At 70.8% G+C, this 20,851-nt stretch carries 18 protein-coding genes; 14 read left to right on the top strand and 4 right to left on the bottom strand.

Translation table 11 applies throughout. The features are described 5' to 3' along the window. Positions 1–15 precede the first annotated feature (15 nt). Together ABZ267_RS32465 and ABZ267_RS32460 are read right to left on the bottom strand one after the other, a co-directional pair. Complete coding sequence (locus tag ABZ267_RS32465; RefSeq protein ID WP_356754312.1) at positions 16–1,245, bottom strand: DUF349 domain-containing protein; 1,230 nt, start codon at positions 1,243–1,245, stop codon at positions 16–18. A 201-nt stretch (positions 1,246–1,446) separates the two neighbouring features. After that, the gene (locus ABZ267_RS32460; protein WP_356754310.1) at positions 1,447–2,241 is read right to left on the bottom strand and encodes a peptidylprolyl isomerase; all 795 of its coding nucleotides are present in this window, start codon (positions 2,239–2,241) and stop codon (positions 1,447–1,449) included. A 168-nt stretch (positions 2,242–2,409) separates the two neighbouring features. On the opposite strand from ABZ267_RS32460, the gene ABZ267_RS32455 reads away from it, so the two are divergent. The 4 genes from ABZ267_RS32455 to ABZ267_RS32440 all read left to right on the top strand — a co-directional run bounded on the left by ABZ267_RS32455 (position 2,410) and on the right by ABZ267_RS32440 (position 6,756). Further along, positions 2,410–3,099 carry an MBL fold metallo-hydrolase gene (locus ABZ267_RS32455; RefSeq protein WP_356754308.1) on the top strand — a complete coding sequence of 230 codons (690 nt, stop codon included), beginning with the start codon at positions 2,410–2,412 and terminating at the stop codon, positions 3,097–3,099. A 20-nt stretch (positions 3,100–3,119) separates the two neighbouring features. Next, on the top strand, positions 3,120–4,382 hold the full coding sequence (hisS, locus tag ABZ267_RS32450) for a histidine--tRNA ligase (protein WP_356754306.1): 1,263 nt from the start codon (positions 3,120–3,122) through the stop codon (positions 4,380–4,382). Between the two features lie 271 nt (positions 4,383–4,653). Then, a complete protein-coding gene (locus ABZ267_RS32445; protein ID WP_356754304.1) occupies positions 4,654–5,292 on the top strand; it encodes a vitamin K epoxide reductase family protein in 639 nt (212 codons plus the stop codon). A 99-nt stretch (positions 5,293–5,391) separates the two neighbouring features. Beyond that, a complete protein-coding gene (locus ABZ267_RS32440) occupies positions 5,392–6,756 on the top strand; it encodes a replication-associated recombination protein A (RefSeq protein WP_356754302.1) in 1,365 nt (454 codons plus the stop codon). A gap of 16 nt (positions 6,757–6,772) precedes the next feature. Here the strand turns inward: ABZ267_RS32440 and ABZ267_RS32435 are convergent, their stop codons facing one another. Then, the gene (locus tag ABZ267_RS32435; RefSeq protein ID WP_356754300.1) at positions 6,773–7,474 is read right to left on the bottom strand and encodes a DUF2470 domain-containing protein; all 702 of its coding nucleotides are present in this window, start codon (positions 7,472–7,474) and stop codon (positions 6,773–6,775) included. Between the two features lie 191 nt (positions 7,475–7,665). Here ABZ267_RS32435 and rpsD point away from each other — a divergent pair, with 191 nt between their 5' ends. Then, positions 7,666–8,280, top strand: a complete 615-nt coding sequence (gene rpsD, locus ABZ267_RS32430; protein ID WP_056786978.1) for a 30S ribosomal protein S4 — start codon at positions 7,666–7,668, stop codon at positions 8,278–8,280. A 17-nt stretch (positions 8,281–8,297) separates the two neighbouring features. On the opposite strand, the gene ABZ267_RS32425 is transcribed toward rpsD, so the two are convergent. Then, positions 8,298–10,502 (bottom strand): tetratricopeptide repeat protein, encoded by a 2,205-nt coding sequence (locus tag ABZ267_RS32425; RefSeq protein WP_356754298.1) that lies wholly within the window; start codon positions 10,500–10,502, stop codon positions 8,298–8,300. A gap of 255 nt (positions 10,503–10,757) precedes the next feature. Between ABZ267_RS32425 and ABZ267_RS32420 the strand changes: the two genes are divergently transcribed. The 9 genes from ABZ267_RS32420 (at position 10,758) to aroQ (ending at position 20,802) form a co-directional block, all read left to right on the top strand. Next, entirely contained in the window at positions 10,758–11,225 is a 468-nt protein-coding gene (locus ABZ267_RS32420; RefSeq protein ID WP_356754326.1) for a DUF948 domain-containing protein, read from the top strand. Between the two features lie 7 nt (positions 11,226–11,232). Then, positions 11,233–11,577, top strand: coding sequence for a DUF6167 family protein (locus tag ABZ267_RS32415; protein WP_356754296.1), 345 nt, complete (start codon positions 11,233–11,235; stop codon positions 11,575–11,577). Next, positions 11,577–14,246 (top strand): alanine--tRNA ligase, encoded by a 2,670-nt coding sequence (gene alaS / locus ABZ267_RS32410; protein WP_356754294.1) that lies wholly within the window; start codon positions 11,577–11,579, stop codon positions 14,244–14,246. The genes ABZ267_RS32415 and alaS overlap by 1 nt, the downstream gene beginning before the upstream one ends. An 8-nt stretch (positions 14,247–14,254) precedes the next feature. Continuing rightward, positions 14,255–14,728 carry a Holliday junction resolvase RuvX gene (gene ruvX / locus ABZ267_RS32405; RefSeq protein ID WP_356754324.1) on the top strand — a complete coding sequence of 158 codons (474 nt, stop codon included), beginning with the start codon at positions 14,255–14,257 and terminating at the stop codon, positions 14,726–14,728. A 101-nt stretch (positions 14,729–14,829) separates the two neighbouring features. Beyond that, positions 14,830–16,560: an endolytic transglycosylase MltG gene (gene mltG, locus ABZ267_RS32400; protein WP_356754292.1), complete on the top strand. Its 1,731-nt coding sequence runs from the start codon at positions 14,830–14,832 to the stop codon at positions 16,558–16,560. Then, positions 16,547–17,380, top strand: a complete 834-nt coding sequence (locus ABZ267_RS32395; protein ID WP_356754290.1) for a shikimate dehydrogenase — start codon at positions 16,547–16,549, stop codon at positions 17,378–17,380. Before mltG ends, ABZ267_RS32395 begins: the two co-directional genes overlap by 14 nt. A gap of 166 nt (positions 17,381–17,546) precedes the next feature. After that, a complete protein-coding gene (gene aroC / locus ABZ267_RS32390) occupies positions 17,547–18,731 on the top strand; it encodes a chorismate synthase (RefSeq protein WP_356754288.1) in 1,185 nt (394 codons plus the stop codon). Further along, positions 18,728–20,365 (top strand): 3-dehydroquinate synthase, encoded by a 1,638-nt coding sequence (aroB, locus tag ABZ267_RS32385; RefSeq protein ID WP_356754286.1) that lies wholly within the window; start codon positions 18,728–18,730, stop codon positions 20,363–20,365. The genes aroC and aroB overlap by 4 nt, the downstream gene beginning before the upstream one ends. Then, positions 20,362–20,802, top strand: coding sequence for a type II 3-dehydroquinate dehydratase (gene aroQ, locus ABZ267_RS32380; protein WP_356754284.1), 441 nt, complete (start codon positions 20,362–20,364; stop codon positions 20,800–20,802). Before aroB ends, aroQ begins: the two co-directional genes overlap by 4 nt. Positions 20,803–20,851 lie beyond the last annotated feature (49 nt).

Here is a 20,851-nt window from a genome sequence, read left to right as displayed (position 1 = left end):
TCTGTGCGGTGGGCGTCAGCCGCCGAACTCCTCCAGGCCCTTCAGCGCCTGGTCCAGCAGCGCCTGCCGGCCTTCCAGCTCCTTGGCCAGCTTGTCCGCGCGGGCGTTGTTGCCCTGGGCGCGCGCGGTGTCGATCTGGCCGCGCAGCTTGTCTACCGCCGCCTGGAGCTGACCGGTCAGACCCGCGGCGCGGGCCCGCGCCTCCGGGTTCGTCCGGCGCCACTCGGACTCCTCGGACTCCTGGAGCGTACGCTCCACCGCCTGCATCCGGCCCTCGACCTTGGGCCGTGCGTCACGCGGTACGTGGCCGATGGCCTCCCAGCGCTCGTTGATGGACCGGAAAGCGGCGCGGGCCGCCTTGAGGTCCTTCACCGGCACCAGCTTCTCGGCCTCGGTGGCGAGCTCCTCCTTGAGCTTGAGGTTCTCGCCCTGCTCGGCGTCGCGCTCGGCGAAGACCTCGCCGCGGGCGGCGAAGAAGACGTCCTGGGCACCGCGGAAACGGTTCCACAGGTCGTCCTCGGCCTCGCGCTGAGCGCGGCCCGCCGCCTTCCACTCGGTCATCAGGTCGCGGTAGCGCGCGGCCGTGCCGACCCAGTCCGTCGAACCGGAGAGCGACTCGGCCTCGGTGACCAGCTTCTCCTTCGTCTTGCGGGCGTCCTCGCGCTGGGCGTCCAGCGCGGCGAAGTGGGCCTTGCGCCGCTTGGAGAACGCCGAGCGGGCGTGCGAGAAGCGGTGCCACAGCTCGTCGTCCGACTTGCGGTCCAGGCGCGGGAGACCCTTCCAGGTGTCCACCAGCGCCCGCAGCCGCTCACCGGCCGACCGCCACTGCTCGCTCTGCGCCAGCTCCTCCGCCTCGGCGACCAGCGCCTCCTTGGCGTGCTTGGCCTCGTCGGTCTGCTTGGCCTTGAGGACCTTGCGCTCCTCGCGCCGTGCCTCGACCGTCGCCACGAGCGCGTCCAGGCGCTTGCGCAGTGCGTCCAGGTCGCCCACCGCGTGGTGCTCGTCCACCTGCTGGCGCAGGTGGTCGATCGCGGTCGTCGCGTCCTTCGCCGACAGATCGGTGGTCTTCACCCGACGTTCGAGGAGGCCGATCTCGACCACAATGCCGTCGTACTTGCGCTCGAAATAGGCCAGAGCCTCCTCAGGCGAACCGGCCTGCCACGATCCGACGACCTGCTCGCCGTCGGCTGTACGCACGTACACGGTGCCCGTCTCGTCGACGCGGCCCCACGGGTCGCTGCTCACAGCGCCTCCTCCACCTGATGCCTGCGAGGGGGTTCGCCCCCGGGCATCGTCCACAGTTTCCTCGGGCGGGCCTCGCCCGCCCTGCACAACGCCAATCTAGGCGACCGGCCACCCGGCTGTCCGCACTCCGCGCGGCCGAAATTATCCGCTCCCGCCCCGCGGCCCCAGGCGCGCGAGCCGCCCCGGGGCCGGGCGGCCGGATCAGCTCTTCTTCACGGTCGCCTTCTCGATCTCCACGGCCTTCTTCGGCGCACCGTCGCCCGCGCCGCCCTCGACACCCGCGGCGCCGACCTTCTCCACGTTCTTCAGCGAGGCCTTGTCGAGCTTGCCGAACGGGGTGTAGGTCGGAGGCAGCTTGGTGTCCTTGTAGACCAGGAAGAACTGGCTGCCGCCGGAGCCCGGCTGGCCGGTGTTGGCCATCGCCACCGTCCCCGCCGGGAACGTCACCGTGCCGTCGGCGCCGGCCTCGCCGAGCGCCGTCAGGTTCTCGTCCGGGATGTTGTAGCCGGGGCCGCCGGTGCCGTCGCCCTTGGGGTCACCGCACTGCAGGACGAAGATGCCCTGGGTGGTGAGGCGGTGGCACTTGGTCCCGTCGAAGTAGCCCTTGTCGGCGAGCGCCTTGAAGGAGTTCGCCGTCTGCGGGGTCTTCGCCGCGTCCATGGTGAACGCTATGTCGCCCTGGCTCGTCCCGAGCGACATCGTGTACGACGCCTTCTTGTCGATCGTCATCGGCGGCGCGGGAGCCTTGCTCTCGCTCTCCGACGGCGTCGGCTCCGGGCTCTGGCTCGCGGCCGCGTCCGTCTTCTTGTCGTCCTTGCCGTCGTCCTTGCCCGCCACGACGAACGCGCTCACACCGACGACGGCGACCACGGCCACCGACGCCGCGACGATCGCGGTGATGCGCCTCGTCCTGCGACGGGCTTCCTCCCGGCGCTTCTGCTGGCGCTCGAACTTCTCCCGGGCGAGCTGCCGCCGCCGCTGTTCGCTGCTGGACACCGGTTGGGCTCCTTGTTACGTCGTGACGTCGGGGGTACGTCGTGGGATTCGGGGCTGGGCTGCCCGTACCGTATATGGGTTACCTGTGTCATGAGGAGCGCCGGTAGGCTCTGAACTGCTGCATCCTCCACCGCAGCCGCATCCTCCGGACGAACATTAAGGACGATCGTGCTCATTGCCGGGTTCCCCGCCGGGGCCTGGGGGACCAATTGCTATCTGGTCGCCCCCGCCGCCGGTGAGGAGTGCGTGATCATCGACCCGGGCCACCAGGCCGCCCAAGGCGTCGAGGAAGCACTGAAGAAGCATCGGCTCAAGCCCGTCGCCGTCGTGCTCACCCACGGCCACATCGACCATGTCGCCTCGGTCGTCCCGGTCTGCGGCGCCCATGACGTCCCCGCCTGGATCCACCCCGAGGACCGCTACATGATGAGCGACCCGGAGAAGGCGCTCGGCCGCTCCATCGGGATGCCGCTCATGGGCGAGCTGACCGTGGGGGAGCCGGACGACGTCAAGGAGCTGGCCGACGGGTCGAAGCTGACGCTGGCCGGCCTGGAGTTCGGCGTCTCGCACGCGCCCGGCCATACCAAGGGGTCGGTGACCTTCAAGATGCCCGAGGCCGCGGACATCCCGTCGGTCCTCTTCTCGGGCGACCTGCTCTTCGCCGGCTCCGTCGGACGTACCGACCTGCCCGGCGGCGACCACGCCGAGCTGCTGGAGTCGCTGGCCCGCGTGTGCCTGCCGCTCGACGACTCGACCGTGGTGCTGTCCGGCCACGGCCCCCAGACGACCATCGGCCGCGAGCGCGCCACCAACCCGTTCCTGAACGGTCTGGACGCGTCGCCGCGCCGAGGACTGTAGAAGACGAGAGACGTAACCACGTGAGCACCTTCCAGGCCCCCAAGGGCACGTACGACCTGACCCCGCCGGACTCCGCGAAGTTCCTGGCGGTGCGTGAGGCCATCGCCGCGCCGCTGCGCGACTCCGGCTACGGCTACATCGAGACACCCGGCTTCGAGGACGTCGAACTCTTCGCGCGCGGTGTCGGTGAGTCCACCGACATCGTCACCAAGGAGATGTACACCCTCACCACCAAGGGCGGCGCCGAGCTGGCGCTGCGCCCCGAGGGCACCGCGTCCGTGCTGCGCGCGGCCCTGGAAGCCAACCTCCACAAGGCCGGCAACCTCCCGGTCAAGCTCTGGTACTCCGGCTCGTACTACCGCTACGAGCGTCCGCAGAAGGGCCGCTACCGCCACTTCTCGCAGGTCGGCGCCGAGGCCATCGGCACCGAGGACCCGGTCCTGGACGCCGAGCTGATCATCCTGGCCGACCAGGCGTACCGCTCACTCGGCCTGCGCCAGTTCCGCATCCTGCTCAACTCGCTCGGCGACAAGGAGTGCCGTCCCGTCTACCGCGAGGCGCTCCAGACCTTCCTGCGCGACCTCGACCTCGACGAGGAGACCCGCCGCCGCATCGAGATCAACCCGCTGCGCGTCCTGGACGACAAGCGGCCCGACGTACAGAGGCAGCTCACCGACGCCCCCAAGCTCCGCGACTACCTCTGCGACGCCTGCAAGGCGTACCACGAGGAGGTCCGCGCGCTGCTGACGGCGGCCGGCGTCGCGTACGAGGACGACGAGAAGCTCGTCCGCGGCCTCGACTACTACACCCGCACCACCTTCGAGTTCGTCCACGACGGCCTGGGCTCCCAGTCCGCGGTGGGCGGCGGCGGCCGCTACGACGGCCTCTCCGAGATGATCGGCGGCCCCGCCCTGCCGTCGGTCGGCTGGGCCCTCGGTGTGGACCGCACGGTCCTCGCCCTGGAGGCCGAGGGCATCGAGCTGGACCTCCCCGTCACCACCAGCGTCTACGCGGTCCCGCTCGGAGAGGAGGCCCGCCGCGCCCTGTTCGCCGTCGTCACCGAACTGCGCCGCGCGGGCATCGCCGCCGACTTCGCCTTCGGCGGCCGCGGCCTGAAGGGCGCGATGAAGAGCGCCAACCGCTCGGGCGCGCGCTACACCCTGGTCGCCGGCGAACGCGACCTGGCCGAGGGCGTCGTCCAGCTCAAGGACATGGAGTCCGGCGACCAGAGCGCGGTGCCGCTGACCGAGGCCGTGGCGGAGCTGACGAAGCGGCTGGGCTGAGCCGGTCCGGCGAAGGGGCGTGGTGGGCAGGCTGTCCGCCACGCCGCTTCGGCGTTCGTACGCCAATATCCCCGTACGTCAACACGGAGAGGTGCGATTCATCCCGCCAAACCGTTTCGGCCCCGGGGATCCCCAAGCGTGCCGGACGCCCGGCGGTGGGCCGAGCGCCGCCCACCGCCCGTACACCTTTATGTCCACCGAACGGCTGACCCGTCCAGGGGTGCGGCACAATGACCGTGCCCGGCTGACCACTCAGTGATGGAACGGCGATATGACGACTGCAGCGGTAGACCACCACCCCTCATCCCGTCAGGACGAGGACGGCGGCAAGCGCACCTTCGGGGCCGGACGGGGTCTTGCCCTGCTTCTGGTGATCACCGGCGCGGCCGGTCTGCTGGCCTCCTGGGTCATCACCATCGACAAGTTCAAGCTGCTGGAGGACCCCTCCTTCACGCCCGGCTGCAGCCTCAACCCGGTCGTCGCGTGCGGCAACATCATGAAGAGCGAGCAGGCCGCGGCGTTCGGGTTCCCCAACCCGATGCTCGGCCTCGTCACGTACGGCATGGTCATCGCCATCGGCATGGGCCTGCTCGCCGGCGCGCGATACCGCAGCTGGTTCTGGCTCGGCCTCAACGCGGGCACGCTGTTCGGCGTCGGCTTCTGCACCTGGCTCCAGTACCAGTCGCTGTACAACATCAACTCGCTCTGCCTGTGGTGCTGCCTGGCCTGGGTCGCGACGATCATCATGTTCTGCTACGTGACCACGCACAACGTCAAGCACCGCATCCTTCCCGCGCCCGCGTGGCTGCGGAACGGGCTGACCGAGTTCCACTGGGTGCCGCCGGTGCTCTGGATCGGGATCATCGGGATGCTGATCCTGACGCGCTGGTGGGACTTCTGGACCAGCTGATCACCACCTACCGATCTCGTAGGTGCCTCTGGATCAGCTGAGCCCGGTTCGGCCACCGGCCCGACGGCACTGTCAGTGGGGTCGCATAGGCTTCATGACGTGGAGCCCGACCTCTTTACCGCAGCCGCCGAAGACCGCCAGGAGAAGGACCCGTCCAGCAGCCCCCTCGCTGTCCGGATGCGTCCGCGCGTCCTGGACGAGGTCGTCGGCCAGCAGCATCTGCTGAAGCCGGGATCGCCGCTGCGCCGGCTTGTCGAGGGGAGCGGCGGTCCGGCCGGGGCCTCGTCGGTGATCCTGTGGGGACCGCCCGGCACCGGGAAGACGACCCTGGCGTACGTGGTCAGCAAGGCCACCAACAAGCGCTTCGTCGAGCTCTCCGCGATCACCGCTGGCGTCAAGGAGGTGCGGGTCGTCATCGAGAGCGCGCGGCGCGCCACCGGTGGCTTCGGCAAGGAGACCGTCCTCTTCCTGGACGAGATCCACCGCTTCTCCAAGGCCCAGCAGGACTCCCTGCTACCCGCCGTCGAGAACCGCTGGGTGACGCTGATCGCCGCCACCACGGAGAATCCGTACTTCTCGATCATCTCGCCGCTGCTCTCGCGCTCCCTGCTCCTCACCCTGGAGCCGCTCACCGACGACGACCTGCGCGATCTGCTGCGCCGCGCGCTGACCGACGAGCGCGGGCTCGGCGGGGCCGTCACCCTGCCCGAGGACGCCGAGGCGCATCTCCTGCGCATCGCGGGCGGCGACGCGCGCCGGGCGCTCACCGCGCTGGAGGCGGCCGCCGGTGCGGCGCTCGCCACGCACGAGGCGGAGATCACGCTGGAGACGGTCGAGGCGACCGTCGACCGGGCCGCCGTGAAGTACGACCGCGACGGCGACCAGCACTACGACGTGGCCAGCGCGCTCATCAAGTCCATCCGCGGCTCCGACGTGGACGCCGCTCTGCACTATCTGGCGCGGATGATCGAGGCGGGGGAGGACCCGCGGTTCATCGCCCGGCGGCTGATGATCTCCGCCAGCGAGGACATCGGCCTCGCCGATCCCACCGCGCTGCCGACGGCGGTGGCGGCCGCCCAGGCCGTCGCGATGATCGGCTTCCCGGAGGCCGCGCTGACCCTCAGCCACGCCACGATCGCCCTCGCGCTCGCGCCGAAGTCCAACGCGGCGACGCTCGCGATCTCCGCCGCTCAGGAGGATGTGCGCAAGGGGCTCGCCGGCCCGGTCCCGGCGCATCTGCGCGACGGTCACTACAAGGGCGCCGCCAAGCTCGGCCACGCCCAGGGCTATGTCTATCCGCACGACGTCCAAGGCGGTATCGCCGCCCAGCAGTACGCGCCGGACGCGGTCCGCGACCGGCAGTACTACACCCCTACCCGGCACGGCGCCGAGGCGAGATACGCAGACGTGGTCGAGCGGGTCCGCGAGCGCCTGGGACGTACGGGCGGCGCGGACCCGTCCTGAACCACCCGTGGCCCGGTCAGGACGCGGCCGCCTCGAAGAGCGTGTGCATCGCCCGGCGCAGCTCGGTGACGTCCCGTACCGGCTCCGGAAACTCGAAGCGGGCGTCGAAGCACGACCCCTTGTCCTCCACGAAGCGCACCCGCAGCCCGAAGCGGTCCAGCGCCACCGGCACGGCGGTGGGCTGATGGGAGGAGCAGGCCCGTGCCGTGCGCTCGCCGAGCAGCCCGCACAGCGTGCGCATCTGGTCGTCGTGGGCGGAGTGCAGGTGCTGGAGCAGTTCCGCCTCGTGGCCGGCGAGCGGATCAGGTGCGGCGTCCCGGAAGCCCTCCGCCTCGATGTCCTCGGCGCCCCAGAGGTCGTCCACGTACGCCTCGCCGAACTCCAGGCGCAGCATCATCCGGCCAGGCTCCGCGATACCGGGTACGGAGGTGAGCCAGCCGGAGATCCAGGCGCGGCCGCGGATGCGGTGCGGTACGGAGACCGGAGCGACGTCCGTGATCTCCAGCACGGCCGTCAGCTCGTCGCCCTGCGCGTGCGTCGCGGCCCGGACTGCCGGGGAGTCGGCGGGGAATTCGAGGAACAGGTCGCCCTCGGGGCCGATGCTCCTGCTGTCCGGAACCAGCGGTTCGGCGCGGGCCAGATCGAGCCCCGGTACGACCAGCAGTGCGGAGCAGGTACTCTGTACGAGAGTTCGTGTGCGCTCGGCTGCTGACGGCATCCGAGTGGTATCAAGCCCGCTGGGACGCGGCTGACCACGATCAGATCGGCCTTCCGTCGTAGCAGCACTCTCTGAAGAGGTGCTGCCGCTGTCTGTGCTGTCCGTGACGTGAGTGGTGTTCCCAGGGCGAGACATGCGATCTCCTTGAGTAAGGTAAGCCTAACCTAACCTACAACGGAGGTCTGGAGAACGTGCCTAACCAGTCGCGTCCCAAGGTCAAGAAGTCGCGTGCCCTCGGCATCGCTCTGACGCCCAAGGCTGTCAAGTACTTCGAAGCGCGTCCGTACCCGCCGGGCGAGCACGGCCGTGGCCGCAAGCAGAACTCGGACTACAAGGTCCGTCTGCTGGAGAAGCAGCGCCTGCGTGCGCAGTACGACATCAGCGAGCGCCAGATGGCGCGCGCCTACGACCGCGCCAAGAAGGCCGAAGGCAAGACGGGCGAGGCGCTGGTCGTCGAGCTCGAGCGCCGTCTCGACGCCCTGGTCCTGCGTTCGGGCATCGCCCGCACCATCTACCAGGCCCGTCAGATGGTCGTCCACGGCCACATCGAGGTCAACGGTGGCAAGGTCGACAAGCCGTCCTTCCGCGTGCGCCCCGACGACGTCATCCAGGTCCGCGAGCGCAGCCGCACCAAGGTCCCCTTCCAGGTGGCCCGCGAGGGTGGCTACGACACCGACGGTGAGACCCCGCGCTACCTCCAGGTGAACCTGAAGGCCCTGGCCTTCCGCCTGGACCGGGACCCGAACCGCAAGGAGATCCCGGTGATCTGCGACGAGCAGCTCGTCGTCGAGTACTACGCCCGCTGACCCAGGCGTAGCCGCTCTCACCAGCGCTCCGGCCCGCCCCTCCCTGTCATCCGGGAGGCGGCGGGCCTTCGCGTTCCTCCGGCAGCGGGACCACTCTCCGCTCCGGGCGTGTCGCGGCGCTCCCGGGAACCGCCACCACTCAGCGCCCGCTCCACCACGGCGGCCCGGTCCAGCCGCCGCCCGGCCCGCAGCCCCGCCTCGTACGCCGCGTCCCCCAGCTCCCGCCGCACCTGCTCCTCGCACTCCACGCGTGGCCGCCCGAAGTGCACCGAGCCGAACAGCGGCAGCCCCACCGACGGCCAGACCCGCTCCGCCGCCCCCTGCAGCACCGCCGCCTCCCCGCCATCACCTTCCACCGCCGTCACCAGCGCCAGCAGCTCCAGCGAGAGCGCGGTGGCCAGCAGGTCGTCGAAGGTCCGCCCGATCGACAGGCACTCCCCGAGCATCCGCCGCGCCCGCTCCGGCCGGCCGCGCCGCAGCGCCGCGTACGCCAGCACATAGAGCGCGTACGCCTGCGCCCACCGCTCCCCGTGGTCCTCGCAGACCTCCCGGACCTCCTCGCAGATGTCCGCCGCCGCGTCCAGATCGCCCTGGAACGCCACCGCCATGGCCAGCTCGACCTGCGCCATCACCACATTGCTGTTCAGCTCACCGATCTCCCGGTACCGGCCGAGCGCGTCCCGCAGCAGCTCCTCGGCGCGCGCCGGGTCGTCCGTGACGATCGCCAGACAACCCGTGCGGTGCACCGCGTACGCCATCGCCGTGGCGTCGCCGGAACGCTCGGCCTCCTCGCGGCACTCCTGAAGCGCCGAGACCGCACCGACCGCGTCGCCTTGGAGCACCGCCACATACCCGAGCACCCACAGGGCCTTGAGGCGCGAGGCGTCGTACGGAGTCGGCTCCTCCAGTACGTGCTCCAGCCAGTACCGTCCCTCCGACAGCCGCCCGCACCCGGCCCAGTAGAACCAGAGCGAACCCGCCAGGTGGTGTGCCAGGTGGACCTCGTCCGGGCTCTCCATGGAGCACTCCATCGCCCGCCGGAGGTTCGGCAGCTCGCTGTCGATCCGGGCCGCCACCTCCGCCTGGCGCGGCGAGAACCAGTCCAGCTCGCACCAGGTCGCAAGCCCCAGGAACCAGTCCCGGTGGCGCCGCCGCATCCGCTGGGTGTCGCCGGTCGCCGTCAGCCACTCGGCGCCGTACTCGCGGACCGACTCCAGCAGCCGGTAGCGCGTGCCCGCAACACCGTCCTCACGCTCCACCACCGACTGGGCCAGCAGCTCCTCCAGCACATCGAGCACCGAGTCGGCCGGCAGACCGGCACCGCCGCAGATGTACTCGGCGGCCTCCAGATCGAACTGCCCGGCGAAGACCGAGAGCCGCGACCACAGCAGTCGCTGCTCCGGCGTGCACAGTTCATGGCTCCAGCCGATCGCCGTACGCAGCGCCCGGTGGCGGAGCGGAGCGCCGCGGCTGCCGCCGGTCAGCAGCCGGAACCGGTCGTCCAGGCGCAGCAGCACCTGGTCGACCGAGAGCGCGCGCAGCCGCCCGGTGGCCAGCTCCAGCGCCAGCGGAATCCCGTCGAGGCGGTGGCAGAGCTCCAGCGCGGCCGCCCGCTCCGCGCCCGTCGGCTCCCACTCCGGCCGCACCGAGCTGGCTCGCTCGGAGAACAGCTCCAGCGCGTCCTCATCGCACAGAGGAGCGAGAGTGAACGTCACTTCGCCGTCCACCAGGAGCGGCCGGCGCCCGGCCGCGAGCACCTGGAGCCCCGGCGCCCGGCGCAGCAACTCCCGTACGAGACCGGCGCAGGCGTCCACCAGGTGCTCGAAGCCGTCCAGCACCAGCAGCGTCCGCCGCTCCCGGAGGTGCTCGACGAGGACCGTGCGTGGCGTACGGCCGGTGTGGTCGGTCAGCCCCAGCGCGTCGGCCACCGCGTGTTCCAGCAGGCCAGGATCGTGGACGGAGGAGAGCTCGGCGAGCCAGACCCCGTCGCAGTACCGTTTCTCCAGCAGCGCGGCGACCTTGCTGACACACCGGGTCTTGCCCACGCCCGCCACTCCGACGACGGTGACCAGCCGGGCCTCCTTCAGCAGCCCCTCCAGCGCCCCCAGTTCCTCCTCGCGGCCCACGAACCGGTTCAGCTCCGCCGGGACGTTGCCCACCGGGGCCGGGGAAGGGGAGTCCGGATCATCCGGGTTCATGGCAGGGTGCCGCAGGCGTCGCATGAAACACGCAGGGTACTGGTCCGCATGCTCTCCGTACAAACGCGCTGCCGAACTCCGGTCCCGTCCACGGAGAATGCGCCGGGGCCCGCCGGGAATGCGGTAGGGGAGGAGATGCGCGGCGCGATAGGCTCGTGGGACGACGATCGGGCGTGCGGGCGGGAGCCGGCCGCACCGACGCAGACCGGCCCCAGCGGGGGCCTAGTGGCAAGCAGACAAGCGACGAGCAGGAAGCGGTGCACTGTGTCCGGTGGAGAGGTGGCCGGGATCCTCGTGGCCGTCTTCTGGGCGATCCTGGTCTCGTTCCTCGCCGTGGTGCTGGTGAGGCTCGCCCAGACGCTCAAGGCGACCACCAAGCTGGTGGCGGACGTGACCGAACAGGCCGTCCCGCTGCTGGCCGACGCCTCGGCGACGGTACGGTCCGCGCAGACCCAGCTGGACAAGGTCGACGCCATCGCGAGCGACGTCCAGGAGGTCACCTCCAACGCCTCCGCGCTCTCCACCACGGTCGCCTCCACCTTCGGCGGACCGCTCGTCAAGGTGGCCGCCTTCGGCTACGGCGTCCGGCAGGCCCTCGGCCGCCGCACCGCCCCCGAGCCCGAACCGGAACCGGAACCGGCGCGTGGCCGCTCCTCCGTCCGCCGCACGGTGATCGTCGGCCGGACCGTCCCCTCGGCGCGCGGACGCAAGCGCGAAGGCCGAAACCCCCGTGGACAGAAGGACTGATCCAGCGATGTTCCGCCGCACGTTCTGGTTCACCGCCGGCGCAGCCGCCGGTGTGTGGGCCACCACCAAGGTCAACCGCAAGATCAAGCAGCTGACGCCCGAGAGCCTCGCCGCGCAGGCCGCGGACAAGGCGATCGAGACCGGCCACAAGCTCAAGGACTTCGCCCTCGACGTCCGCGACAACATGGTCCGGCGCGAAGCCGAACTCGGTGGCGCCCTGGGCCTGGAGGCACCGGTCGACCCAGACCTCCCCGTACAGCGGCACCACGCCGTCGAGGCGGCCGAGCCCGCCCGGCCGAACACGTACCGCAAGCTCCCCTACAACTCGAACAACCGGAATGAGGACCACTGATGGAGTCGGCTGAAATCCGCCGCCGCTGGCTGAGCTTCTTCGAGGAGCGCGGCCACACCGTCGTGCCTTCGGCGTCGCTCATCGCGGACGACCCGACTCTGCTGCTGGTCCCCGCGGGCATGGTCCCCTTCAAGCCGTACTTCCTCGGCGAGGTCAAGCCGCCCGCCCCGCGCGTCACGAGCGTGCAGAAGTGCGTGCGTACGCCGGACATCGAAGAGGTCGGCAAGACCACCCGCCACGGCACCTTCTTCCAGATGTGCGGCAACTTCTCCTTCGGCGACTACTTCAAGGAAGGCGCCATCCAGCTCGCCTGGGAGGCGCTGACCAACTCCGTCGAGGACGGCGGCTTCGGTCTGGAGCCCGAGAAGCTCTGGATCACCGTCTACCTCGACGACGACGAGGCCGAGGCCATCTGGCGCGACAAGATCGGCGTCCCCGCCGAGCGCATCCAGCGCCTCGGCAAGAAGGACAACTTCTGGTCCATGGGCGTCCCCGGACCCTGCGGCCCGTGTTCGGAGATCAACTACGACCGCGGCCCCGAGTTCGGCGTCGAAGGCGGTCCCGCCGTCAACGACGAGCGCTACGTGGAGATCTGGAACCTGGTCTTCATGCAGTACGAGCGCGGCGCCGGCGACGGCAAGGAGGACTTCCCGATCCTCGGGGACCTGCCGTCGAAGAACATCGACACCGGTCTCGGCCTGGAACGTCTCGCGATGATCCTGCAGGGCGTACAGAACATGTACGAGACCGACACCCTGCGCGTCGTCATGGACAAGGCCACCGAGCTGACCGGCGTCCGGTACGGCGCGGAGAACGGCACGGATGTCTCGCTCCGCGTCGTCGCCGACCACATCCGTACGTCGGTGATGCTCATCGGCGACGGTGTCACGCCCGGCAACGAGGGCCGCGGCTACGTGCTGCGCCGCATCATGCGCCGCGCCATCCGCAACATGCGGCTGATGGGCGCCACCGGTTCGGTCGTCAAGGACCTGGTCGACGTCGTGATCGACACGATGGGGCTGCAGTACCCGGAGCTGGTCACCGACCGCAAGCGCATCGAGACGGTCGCGCTCGCCGAGGAGGCCGCCTTCCTCAAGGCACTCAAGGGCGGCACCAACATCCTGGAGACCGCCGTCACCGAGACCAAGGCCGCAGGTGGCCAGGTCATCGCCGGCGACAAGGCGTTCCTGCTCCACGACACCTGGGGCTTCCCGATCGACCTGACCCTGGAGATGGCCGCCGAGCAGGGCCTCTCCGTGGACGAGGACGGCTTCCGCCGCCTCATGCAGGAGCAGCGCGACAAGGCCAAGGCCGACGCCCGCGCCAAGAAGACCGGTCACGCCGACCTCTCCGCCTACCGCGAGGTCGCCGACACCTCCGGCGCCACCGAGTTCACCGGCTACACCGCCACCGCCGGCGAGTCCACCATCGTCGGCCTGCTGGTCGACGGTGTGCCTTCGCCCGCCGCCATCGAAGGCGACGAGGTCGAGGTCATCCTGGACCGCACCCCGTTCTACGCCGAGGGCGGCGGCCAGCTCGCGGACACGGGCCGGATCCGGCTCGACACCGGTGCCGTCATCGAGATCCGCGACGTCCAGAAGCCGGTCCCCGGCGTCCACGTGCACAAGGGTGTCGTCCAGGTCGGCGAGGTGACGGTCGGGGCCCCGGTCTTCGCCTCCATCGACTCCACCCGCCGCCGGGCCATCGCCCGCGCCCACAGCGCCACGCACCTCACGCACCAGGCGCTGCGCGACGCGCTCGGCCCGACGGCCGCCCAGGCCGGCTCCGAGAACTCACCGGGCCGCTTCCGCTTCGACTTCGGTTCGCCCGCCGCCGTTCCCGGCACGGTCCTCACCGACGTCGAGCAGAAGATCAACGAGGTCCTCTCGCGCGAACTCGACGTCCAGGCCGAGGTCATGTCGATCGACGAGGCCAAGAAGCAGGGCGCCATCGCCGAGTTCGGCGAGAAGTACGGCGAGCGGGTCCGGGTCGTCACCATCGGCGACTTCTCCAAGGAGCTGTGCGGCGGCACCCACGTCCACAACACCGCCCAGCTCGGCCTGGTCAAGCTGCTCGGCGAGTCCTCCATCGGCTCCGGCGTGCGCCGTATCGAGGCCCTCGTCGGCGTGGACGCGTACAACTTCCTCGCCCGCGAGCACACGGTCGTCGCCCAGCTCCAGGAGCTGGTCAAGGGCCGTCCCGAGGAGCTCCCGGAGAAGATCGCGGGCATGCTCGGCAAGCTGAAGGACGCCGAGAAGGAGATCGAGAAGTTCCGCGCGGAGAAGGTCCTGGCCGCCGCCGCCGGACTGGTCGACTCCGCCAAGGACGTACGCGGCGTGGCCCTGGTCACCGGTCAGGTCCCCGACGGCACCTCCGCCGACGACCTGCGCAAGCTGGTCCTGGACGTGCGTGGCCGTATCCAGGGCGGGCGCCCGGCCGTCGTGGCCCTGTTCACCACGGCCAACGGCCGCCCGCTCACGGTCATCGCCACCAACGAGGCCGCCCGCGAGCGCGGCCTCAAGGCCGGTGACCTCGTCCGTACGGCCGCCAAGACGCTCGGCGGCGGTGGCGGCGGCAAGCCGGACGTCGCCCAGGGCGGCGGCACGAACCCGGCCGCCATCGGTGACGCCGTCGCCGCTGTCGAACGCCTCGTCACCGAGACCGCGTGACGGACGGGATGACGCAGATGCGCCGCGGACGACGGCTCGCCGTCGATGTCGGGGACGCCCGGATCGGGGTCGCCTCGTGCGACCCCGACGGGATCCTGGCCACGCCGGTGGAGACCGTGCCGGGACGTGATGTCCCGGCCGCCCACCGGCGGCTGGTAGCCATCGTCGAGGAGTACGAGCCGATCGAGGTGATCGTCGGTCTGCCCCGCTCGCTCGGCGGCGGCGAGGGCCCCGCAGCAGCCAAGGTGCGCGACTTCGCTCAGGTGTTCGCCCGCTCGATCGCGCCCGTTCCGGTGCGGTTGGTGGACGAGAGGATGACCACAGTGACGGCCACTCAGGGGCTGCGCGCCTCGGGCGTGAAGTCCAAGAAGGGCCGGTCTGTCATCGACCAGGCTGCCGCTGTGGTGATCCTTCAGAACGCTCTGGAGTCCGAACGGGCGTCAGGTAATCCCCCGGGCGAGGGCGTCGAAGTGGTTGTCTGATCGCGATACGGTAACGTTCCGCGCGATGCGTCGGTGGTTCGAACAAACACCGCACAGCGAAGCGAAGAGACGGAACGTCGTCTCGCGGCTCTAGGGGATCGATGACTGAGTATGGCCGGGGCCCCGGCTCCGAACCGTGGCATCCCGAGGACCCCTTGTACGGGGACCAGGGATGGGGAGGCCGGCAGGCCGGCCACGGCCAGGGCCAGTACGGCGACCAGCAGCAGCCCTATCCGCAGGACCCGTACGCCGAGCAGCACCAGCAGCAGTACCCGCAGCAGCAGTATGACCAGAACCAGCAGTACGCGCAGCAGCAGTACGGTGCGCAGCATCAGGACCCGTACGGTCAGCAGCCTCCCGCCCAACCGCAGTACGACGGCGGCTGGGACTCCGGCCGGCAGCCCGCCATGCCGTACGGCGCCGAGCCCCAGGATCCGTACTATGCCCAGCAGCAACCCGGCTACGGCGAATCGCACGACTACTACGGCACGCCCGAGGCCTACCCCCCGCCGCAGCCGCCGGGCCGCCGCGAGGCCGAGCCGCAACAGCCTCCTCAGCCCGAGCAGCAGCAGAGGCCGTCGACGGACTGGGACCCGGACCAGCCGCAGGAAGAGACGCATCCTTTCTTCACCGGCGCCGACGAACCGGCCGCCCGCGAGCCCCGCGACGGTGACGACGACCCGGACGACGACTCCTCGCGCTCCGCACGCCGGGACCGCGGCGACGGCGAGCGGCGCGGCGGCAAGAGCAAGAAGAAGAAAAACCGCAACGGCTGCGCCTGCCTGGTCGTCGCCGTCGTCCTGGTCGGCGGCGTGGGTGGAGCGTCGTACGTCGGATACACGTACTGGAAGAAGCAGTTCGGCGCTCCGGCCGACTTCGCGGGATCGGGCAACGGCGAGAAGGTCGAGGTCGAGATCCCCGAGGGCTCGTACGGCTACGACATCGCGAACATCCTGCGCAAGAAGGGCGTCATCAAGTCCTCCGACGCCTTCGTCGCGGCGCAGAACGACAACCCCAAAGGCAAGTCGCTCCAGGCCGGTGTGTACCTCCTGAACAAGGAGATGTCGGCGGCCAGCGCGATCGAGCTGATGCTCGACGGGAAGAGCCAGAACCTGCTGGTGATCCCTGAGGGCACCCGCAATGCCGCGGTCTACGCGAAGATCGACGACCGGCTCGAGCTGGCGAAGGGCACCACGGCGGAGATCGCCAAGACCAAGGCGGAGTCGCTGGGACTGCCCGAGTGGGCCGACGACAACCCGGACGTCAAGGACCCGCTGGAGGGCTTCCTGTATCCGGCGGCGTACCCGGTCGCCAAGGGGTCCAAGCCCGAGGACGCGTTGAAGCGGATGGTCACGCGGGCCAACAAGGAGTACGACAAGCTCGACCTGGAAGCCGTCGCCAAGAGGCACAAGCTCGACGGGCCGTGGCAGGTGGTCACGGTGGCGAGCCTGGTCCAGGTGGAGGGCAAGACCCACGACGACTTCCGGAAGATGGCCGAGGTCGTCTACAACCGCCTCAAGCCCACCAATACCGAGACGAACCAGCTGCTCCAGTTCGACTCGGCGTTCAACTACCTCAAGAAGCAGAGCAACATCAATATCAGCGAGTCCGAGATCCTCAGCAGCAAGGACCCGTACAACACGTACACGCAGAGGGGCCTCACTCCGGGTCCCATCAGCAACCCCGGTGCCGATGCGCTCGGCGCGGCCCTGAACCCCACGGCGGACGGCTGGCTGTACTTCGTGGCGACCGACGGCATGCACAAGACCGAGTTCGCCAAGACGTACGACGAGCACCTCGAGCTCAAGAAGAAGTTCGATGCCCTCGGCTGACACGCACCGGGCCGCCGTCCTCGGCTCGCCCATCGTCCACTCGCTCTCCCCGGTGCTGCACCGCGCCGCCTACGCCGAGCTCGGCCTCGGCGACTGGTCCTACGACCGGTTCGAGGTCGACGAGGCGGCGCTGCCCGGCTTCATCGAGAGGCTGGACCCCTCCTGGGCCGGGCTGTCGCTGACCATGCCGCTCAAGCGGGCGATCATCCCGCTGCTGGACGAGATCAGCCCGACCGCCGCCTCGGTGGAGGCCGTCAACACGGTCGTGTTCACCGAGGACGGCCGACGGGTCGGCGACAACACGGACATCCCCGGCATGATCGCCGCCCTGCGGGAGCGCGGGGTCGAGAAGGTCGAGTCGGCAGCCGTCCTCGGCGCAGGCGCCACCGCCTCCTCCGCCCTCGCCGCGCTCGCGGTGATCTGCGCGGGGCCGGTCACCGCCTACGTACGCAGCCGGGAACGCGCCGACGAGATGCGCGGCTGGGGCCGGCGCCTCGGCGTGGACGTCCGGGTGGCCGACTGGGCGGAGGGATCGCGGGCGCTGGAAGCGCCGCTGGTCATCGCCACGACTCCGGCCGGCACGACCGACGCCGTGGCCGCCGACGTACCGCAGAACCCGGGCATCCTCTTCGACGTGTTGTACGAGCCGTGGCCGACGGCGCTGGCCTCGGCCTGGTCCGCGCGCGGTGGCGCTGTCGTCGGCGGGCTCGACCTCCTGGTGCATCAGGCGCTGCTCCAGGTCGAGCAGATGACCGGCAGGCGGCCCGCACCGTTGGCGGCCATGCGGCGCGCCGGGGAAGCGGCGCTCGCGGCCCGCTGACGGGAGCCGGTGGGGTCCTCCACGTTCCGGCGGGTGGGACTGGTGTCCGTTTCCTGGACCGGCGGCCGGACATCGCTTCCGGTCGTGGGAGGATCGACGGTGGCGGACCGGGGCCGCGCACCTGGTCGCGCCGTCGGATTTTCAGGCGCGAGCATGAGGAGCACCTTTGAGCAGGTTGCGCTGGCTGACCGCGGGGGAGTCGCACGGCCCCGCACTGGTGGCGACGCTGGAGGGACTTCCCGCCGGTGTCCCGGTCACGACGGAGATGGTGGCGGAGGCGCTCGCCCGGCGGCGGCTCGGTTACGGCCGTGGTGCCCGGATGAAGTTCGAGCAGGACGAGGTCACCTTCCTCGGCGGCGTACGGCACGGCCTCACCATGGGCTCCCCGGTCGCCGTCATGGTCGGCAACACCGAGTGGCCCAAGTGGGAGCAGGTCATGTCGGCCGACCCGGTCGACCCCGACGACCTGGCCAAGCTGGCCCGTAACGCGCCGCTGACCCGGCCCCGCCCCGGCCACGCCGACCTGGCGGGGATGCAGAAGTACGGCTTCGACGAGGCCCGGCCGGTCCTGGAGCGCGCCAGCGCCCGGGAGACCGCCGCGCGCGTCGCCCTCGGCGCTGTCGCCCGCTCCTACCTCAAGGAGACCGCGGGCATCGAGATCGTCAGCCATGTCGTCGAGCTGGCCGCCGCGAAGGCGCCGTACGGCGTCTACCCGGCCCCGGCCGACGTGGACAAGCTGGACGCCGACCCGGTCCGCTGCCTGGACGCCGACGCCTCCAAGGCGATGGTGGCCGAGATCGACCAGGCCCACAAGGACGGCGACACCCTCGGCGGGGTCGTCGAGGTGCTGGCGTACGGCGTGCCCGTCGGGCTCGGCTCGCACGTGCACTGGGACCGCCGCCTGGACGCCCGGCTCGCCGCCGCGCTCATGGGCATCCAGGCCATCAAGGGCGTCGAGGTCGGCGACGGCTTCGACCTGGCCCGGGTCCCCGGTTCCAAGGCGCACGACGAGATCGTCGCCACCGAGGACGGCATCAGGCGCACCTCCGGCCGCTCCGGCGGCACCGAGGGCGGGCTCACCACCGGCGAGCTGCTGCGCGTCCGCGCCGCGATGAAGCCCATCGCGACCGTGCCGCGCGCCCTGGCCACCGTGGACGTCGTCACCGGCGAGGCCACCAAGGCCCACCACCAGCGCTCCGACGTCTGTGCCGTCCCGGCCGCCGGTATCGTCGCCGAGGCCATGGTCGCCCTGGTCCTGGCCGACGCGGTCGCGGAGAAGTTCGGCGGCGACAGCGTCCCCGAGACCTCCCGCAACGTCCGGTCGTACCTCGACCACCTCCAGATCCGATGAGCGGCCCCCTGGTCGTCCTCGTCGGCCCGATGGGCGTCGGCAAGTCCACCGTCGGCGAACTGCTCGCCGCCCGGCTCGGCACCACCCACCGGGACAGCGACGCGGACGTCGTCGCCGAGGCGGGCAAGCCGATCGCGGAGATCTTCTACGACGAGGGAGAGGACCACTTCCGCGCCCTGGAGCGCCGGGCCGTCGCCGCGGCCCTCGCCGGACACGCGGGCGTCCTCTCCCTGGGCGGCGGAGCCGTCCTGGACGAGGCGACCAGGGAGCTGCTGGCGGACCGCCCGGTCGTCTACCTCTCCATGGACGTGGACGAGGCCGTGCGCCGCGTCGGCCTCAACACCGCCCGCCCGCTCCTCGCGGTCAACCCGCGCCGGCAGTGGCGCGAGCTGATGGACGCGCGCCGCCACCTGTACGAAGAGGTGGCCCGCACGGTCGTCGCCACCGACGAGAACACCCCCGAAGAGGTCGCCCAAGCGATCATCGACGCACTGGAACTGCCGGAGGGCCCAGCGGCCCCCGGCGTGGAGAACACCGGCATGACGCAGCAGGGCCCCACCCGCATCCAGGTCGCAGGCTCGGCGGGCTCCGACCCGTACGAGGTCCTCGTCGGCCACCAGCTCCTCGGCGAGCTGCCGCAGCTCATCGGCGACCGCGCCAAGCGGGTCGCCGTCCTGCACCCCGAGGCGCTCGCCGAGACCGGTGAGGCGGTCCGCCAGGACCTCGTCGACCAAGGCTACGAGGCCATCGCCATCCAGCTGCCGAACGCGGAGGAGGCCAAGACCGTCGAGGTCGCCGCCTACTGCTGGAAGGCGCTCGGCCAGACCGGCTTCACCCGCACCGACGTCATCGTCGGCATCGGCGGCGGCGCCACCACGGACGTCGCCGGGTTCGTCGCGGCCAGCTGGCTGCGCGGCGTGCGTTGGATCGCCATCCCGACCACCGTACTCGGCATGGTCGACGCGGCCGTCGGCGGCAAGACCGGCATCAACACCGCCGAGGGCAAGAACCTCGTCGGCGCCTTCCACCCGCCCGCCGGAGTCCTCTGCGACCTCGCCGCGCTCGACTCGCTGCCGGTCCACGACTACGTCTCCGGCATGGCCGAGATCATCAAGGCCGGCTTCATCGCCGACCCGGTCATCCTCGACCTGATCGAGGCCGACCCCGAGGCCGCCCGTACGCCGTCCGGACCGCACACCGCCGAGCTGATCGAGCGGTCGATCCGGGTCAAGGCCGAGGTCGTCTCCAGCGACCTCAAGGAGTCCGGCCTCCGCGAGATCCTCAACTACGGCCACACGCTCGGCCACGCCATCGAGAAGAACGAGCGCTACAAGTGGCGCCACGGCGCCGCCGTCTCCATCGGCATGGTCTTCGCCGCCGAGCTGGGCCGGCTCGCCGGACGCCTGGACGACGCCACCGCCGACCGGCACCGCACCATCCTGGAGTCGGTCGGCCTGCCGCTCACCTACCGCGGCGACCAGTGGCCCAAGCTCCTGGAGAACATGAAGGTCGACAAGAAGTCGCGCGGCGACCTCCTGCGCTTCATCGTCCTGGACGCGCTCGGCAAGCCCACCGTCCTGGAGGGCCCCGACCCGGCCGTGCTGCTCGCCGCCTACGGGGAGGTCTCCGCGTGACCCGCCGGGTCTTCGTCCTCAACGGCCCGAACCTCGGCCGGCTCGGCTCCCGCGAGCCCGATGTCTACGGCGCCACCTCCTACGCCGGACTCGTCGATACCTGCACCGCGCTCGGCAAGGAGCTCGGCTTCGACGTCGACGTACGCGAGACCAACGACGAAGGCGAACTGATCCGCTGGCTGCACGAGGCGGCGGACGGTTCGATCCCGGTCGTCCTCAACCCGGGCGCTTTCACGCACTACTCGTACGGGATGCGGGACGCGGCCGCGCAGCGCACCGCGCCGCTGATCGAGGTGCACATCTCCAACCCGTACGCCCGCGAGGAGTTCCGGCACACCTCCGTGGTCGCGCCGGTGGCCACGGGCACGGTCGCCGGGTTCGGGATCGGCTCCTACCGGCTCGCGCTGCGGGCCCTGGCCGACGAACTGACGGACTGACAGTCCCCGGTGCTCACGGGCACTCCGCGCCTTCCCGGGCCGTTCACTC

The sequence above is a fragment of the Streptomyces sp. NPDC006174 genome (assembly GCF_040614075.1).
GTDB lineage: Bacteria > Actinomycetota > Actinomycetes > Streptomycetales > Streptomycetaceae > Streptomyces.
Note: the sequence above shows the minus strand (reverse complement) of the source record. Positions and strands in the feature narration are given on the sequence as shown.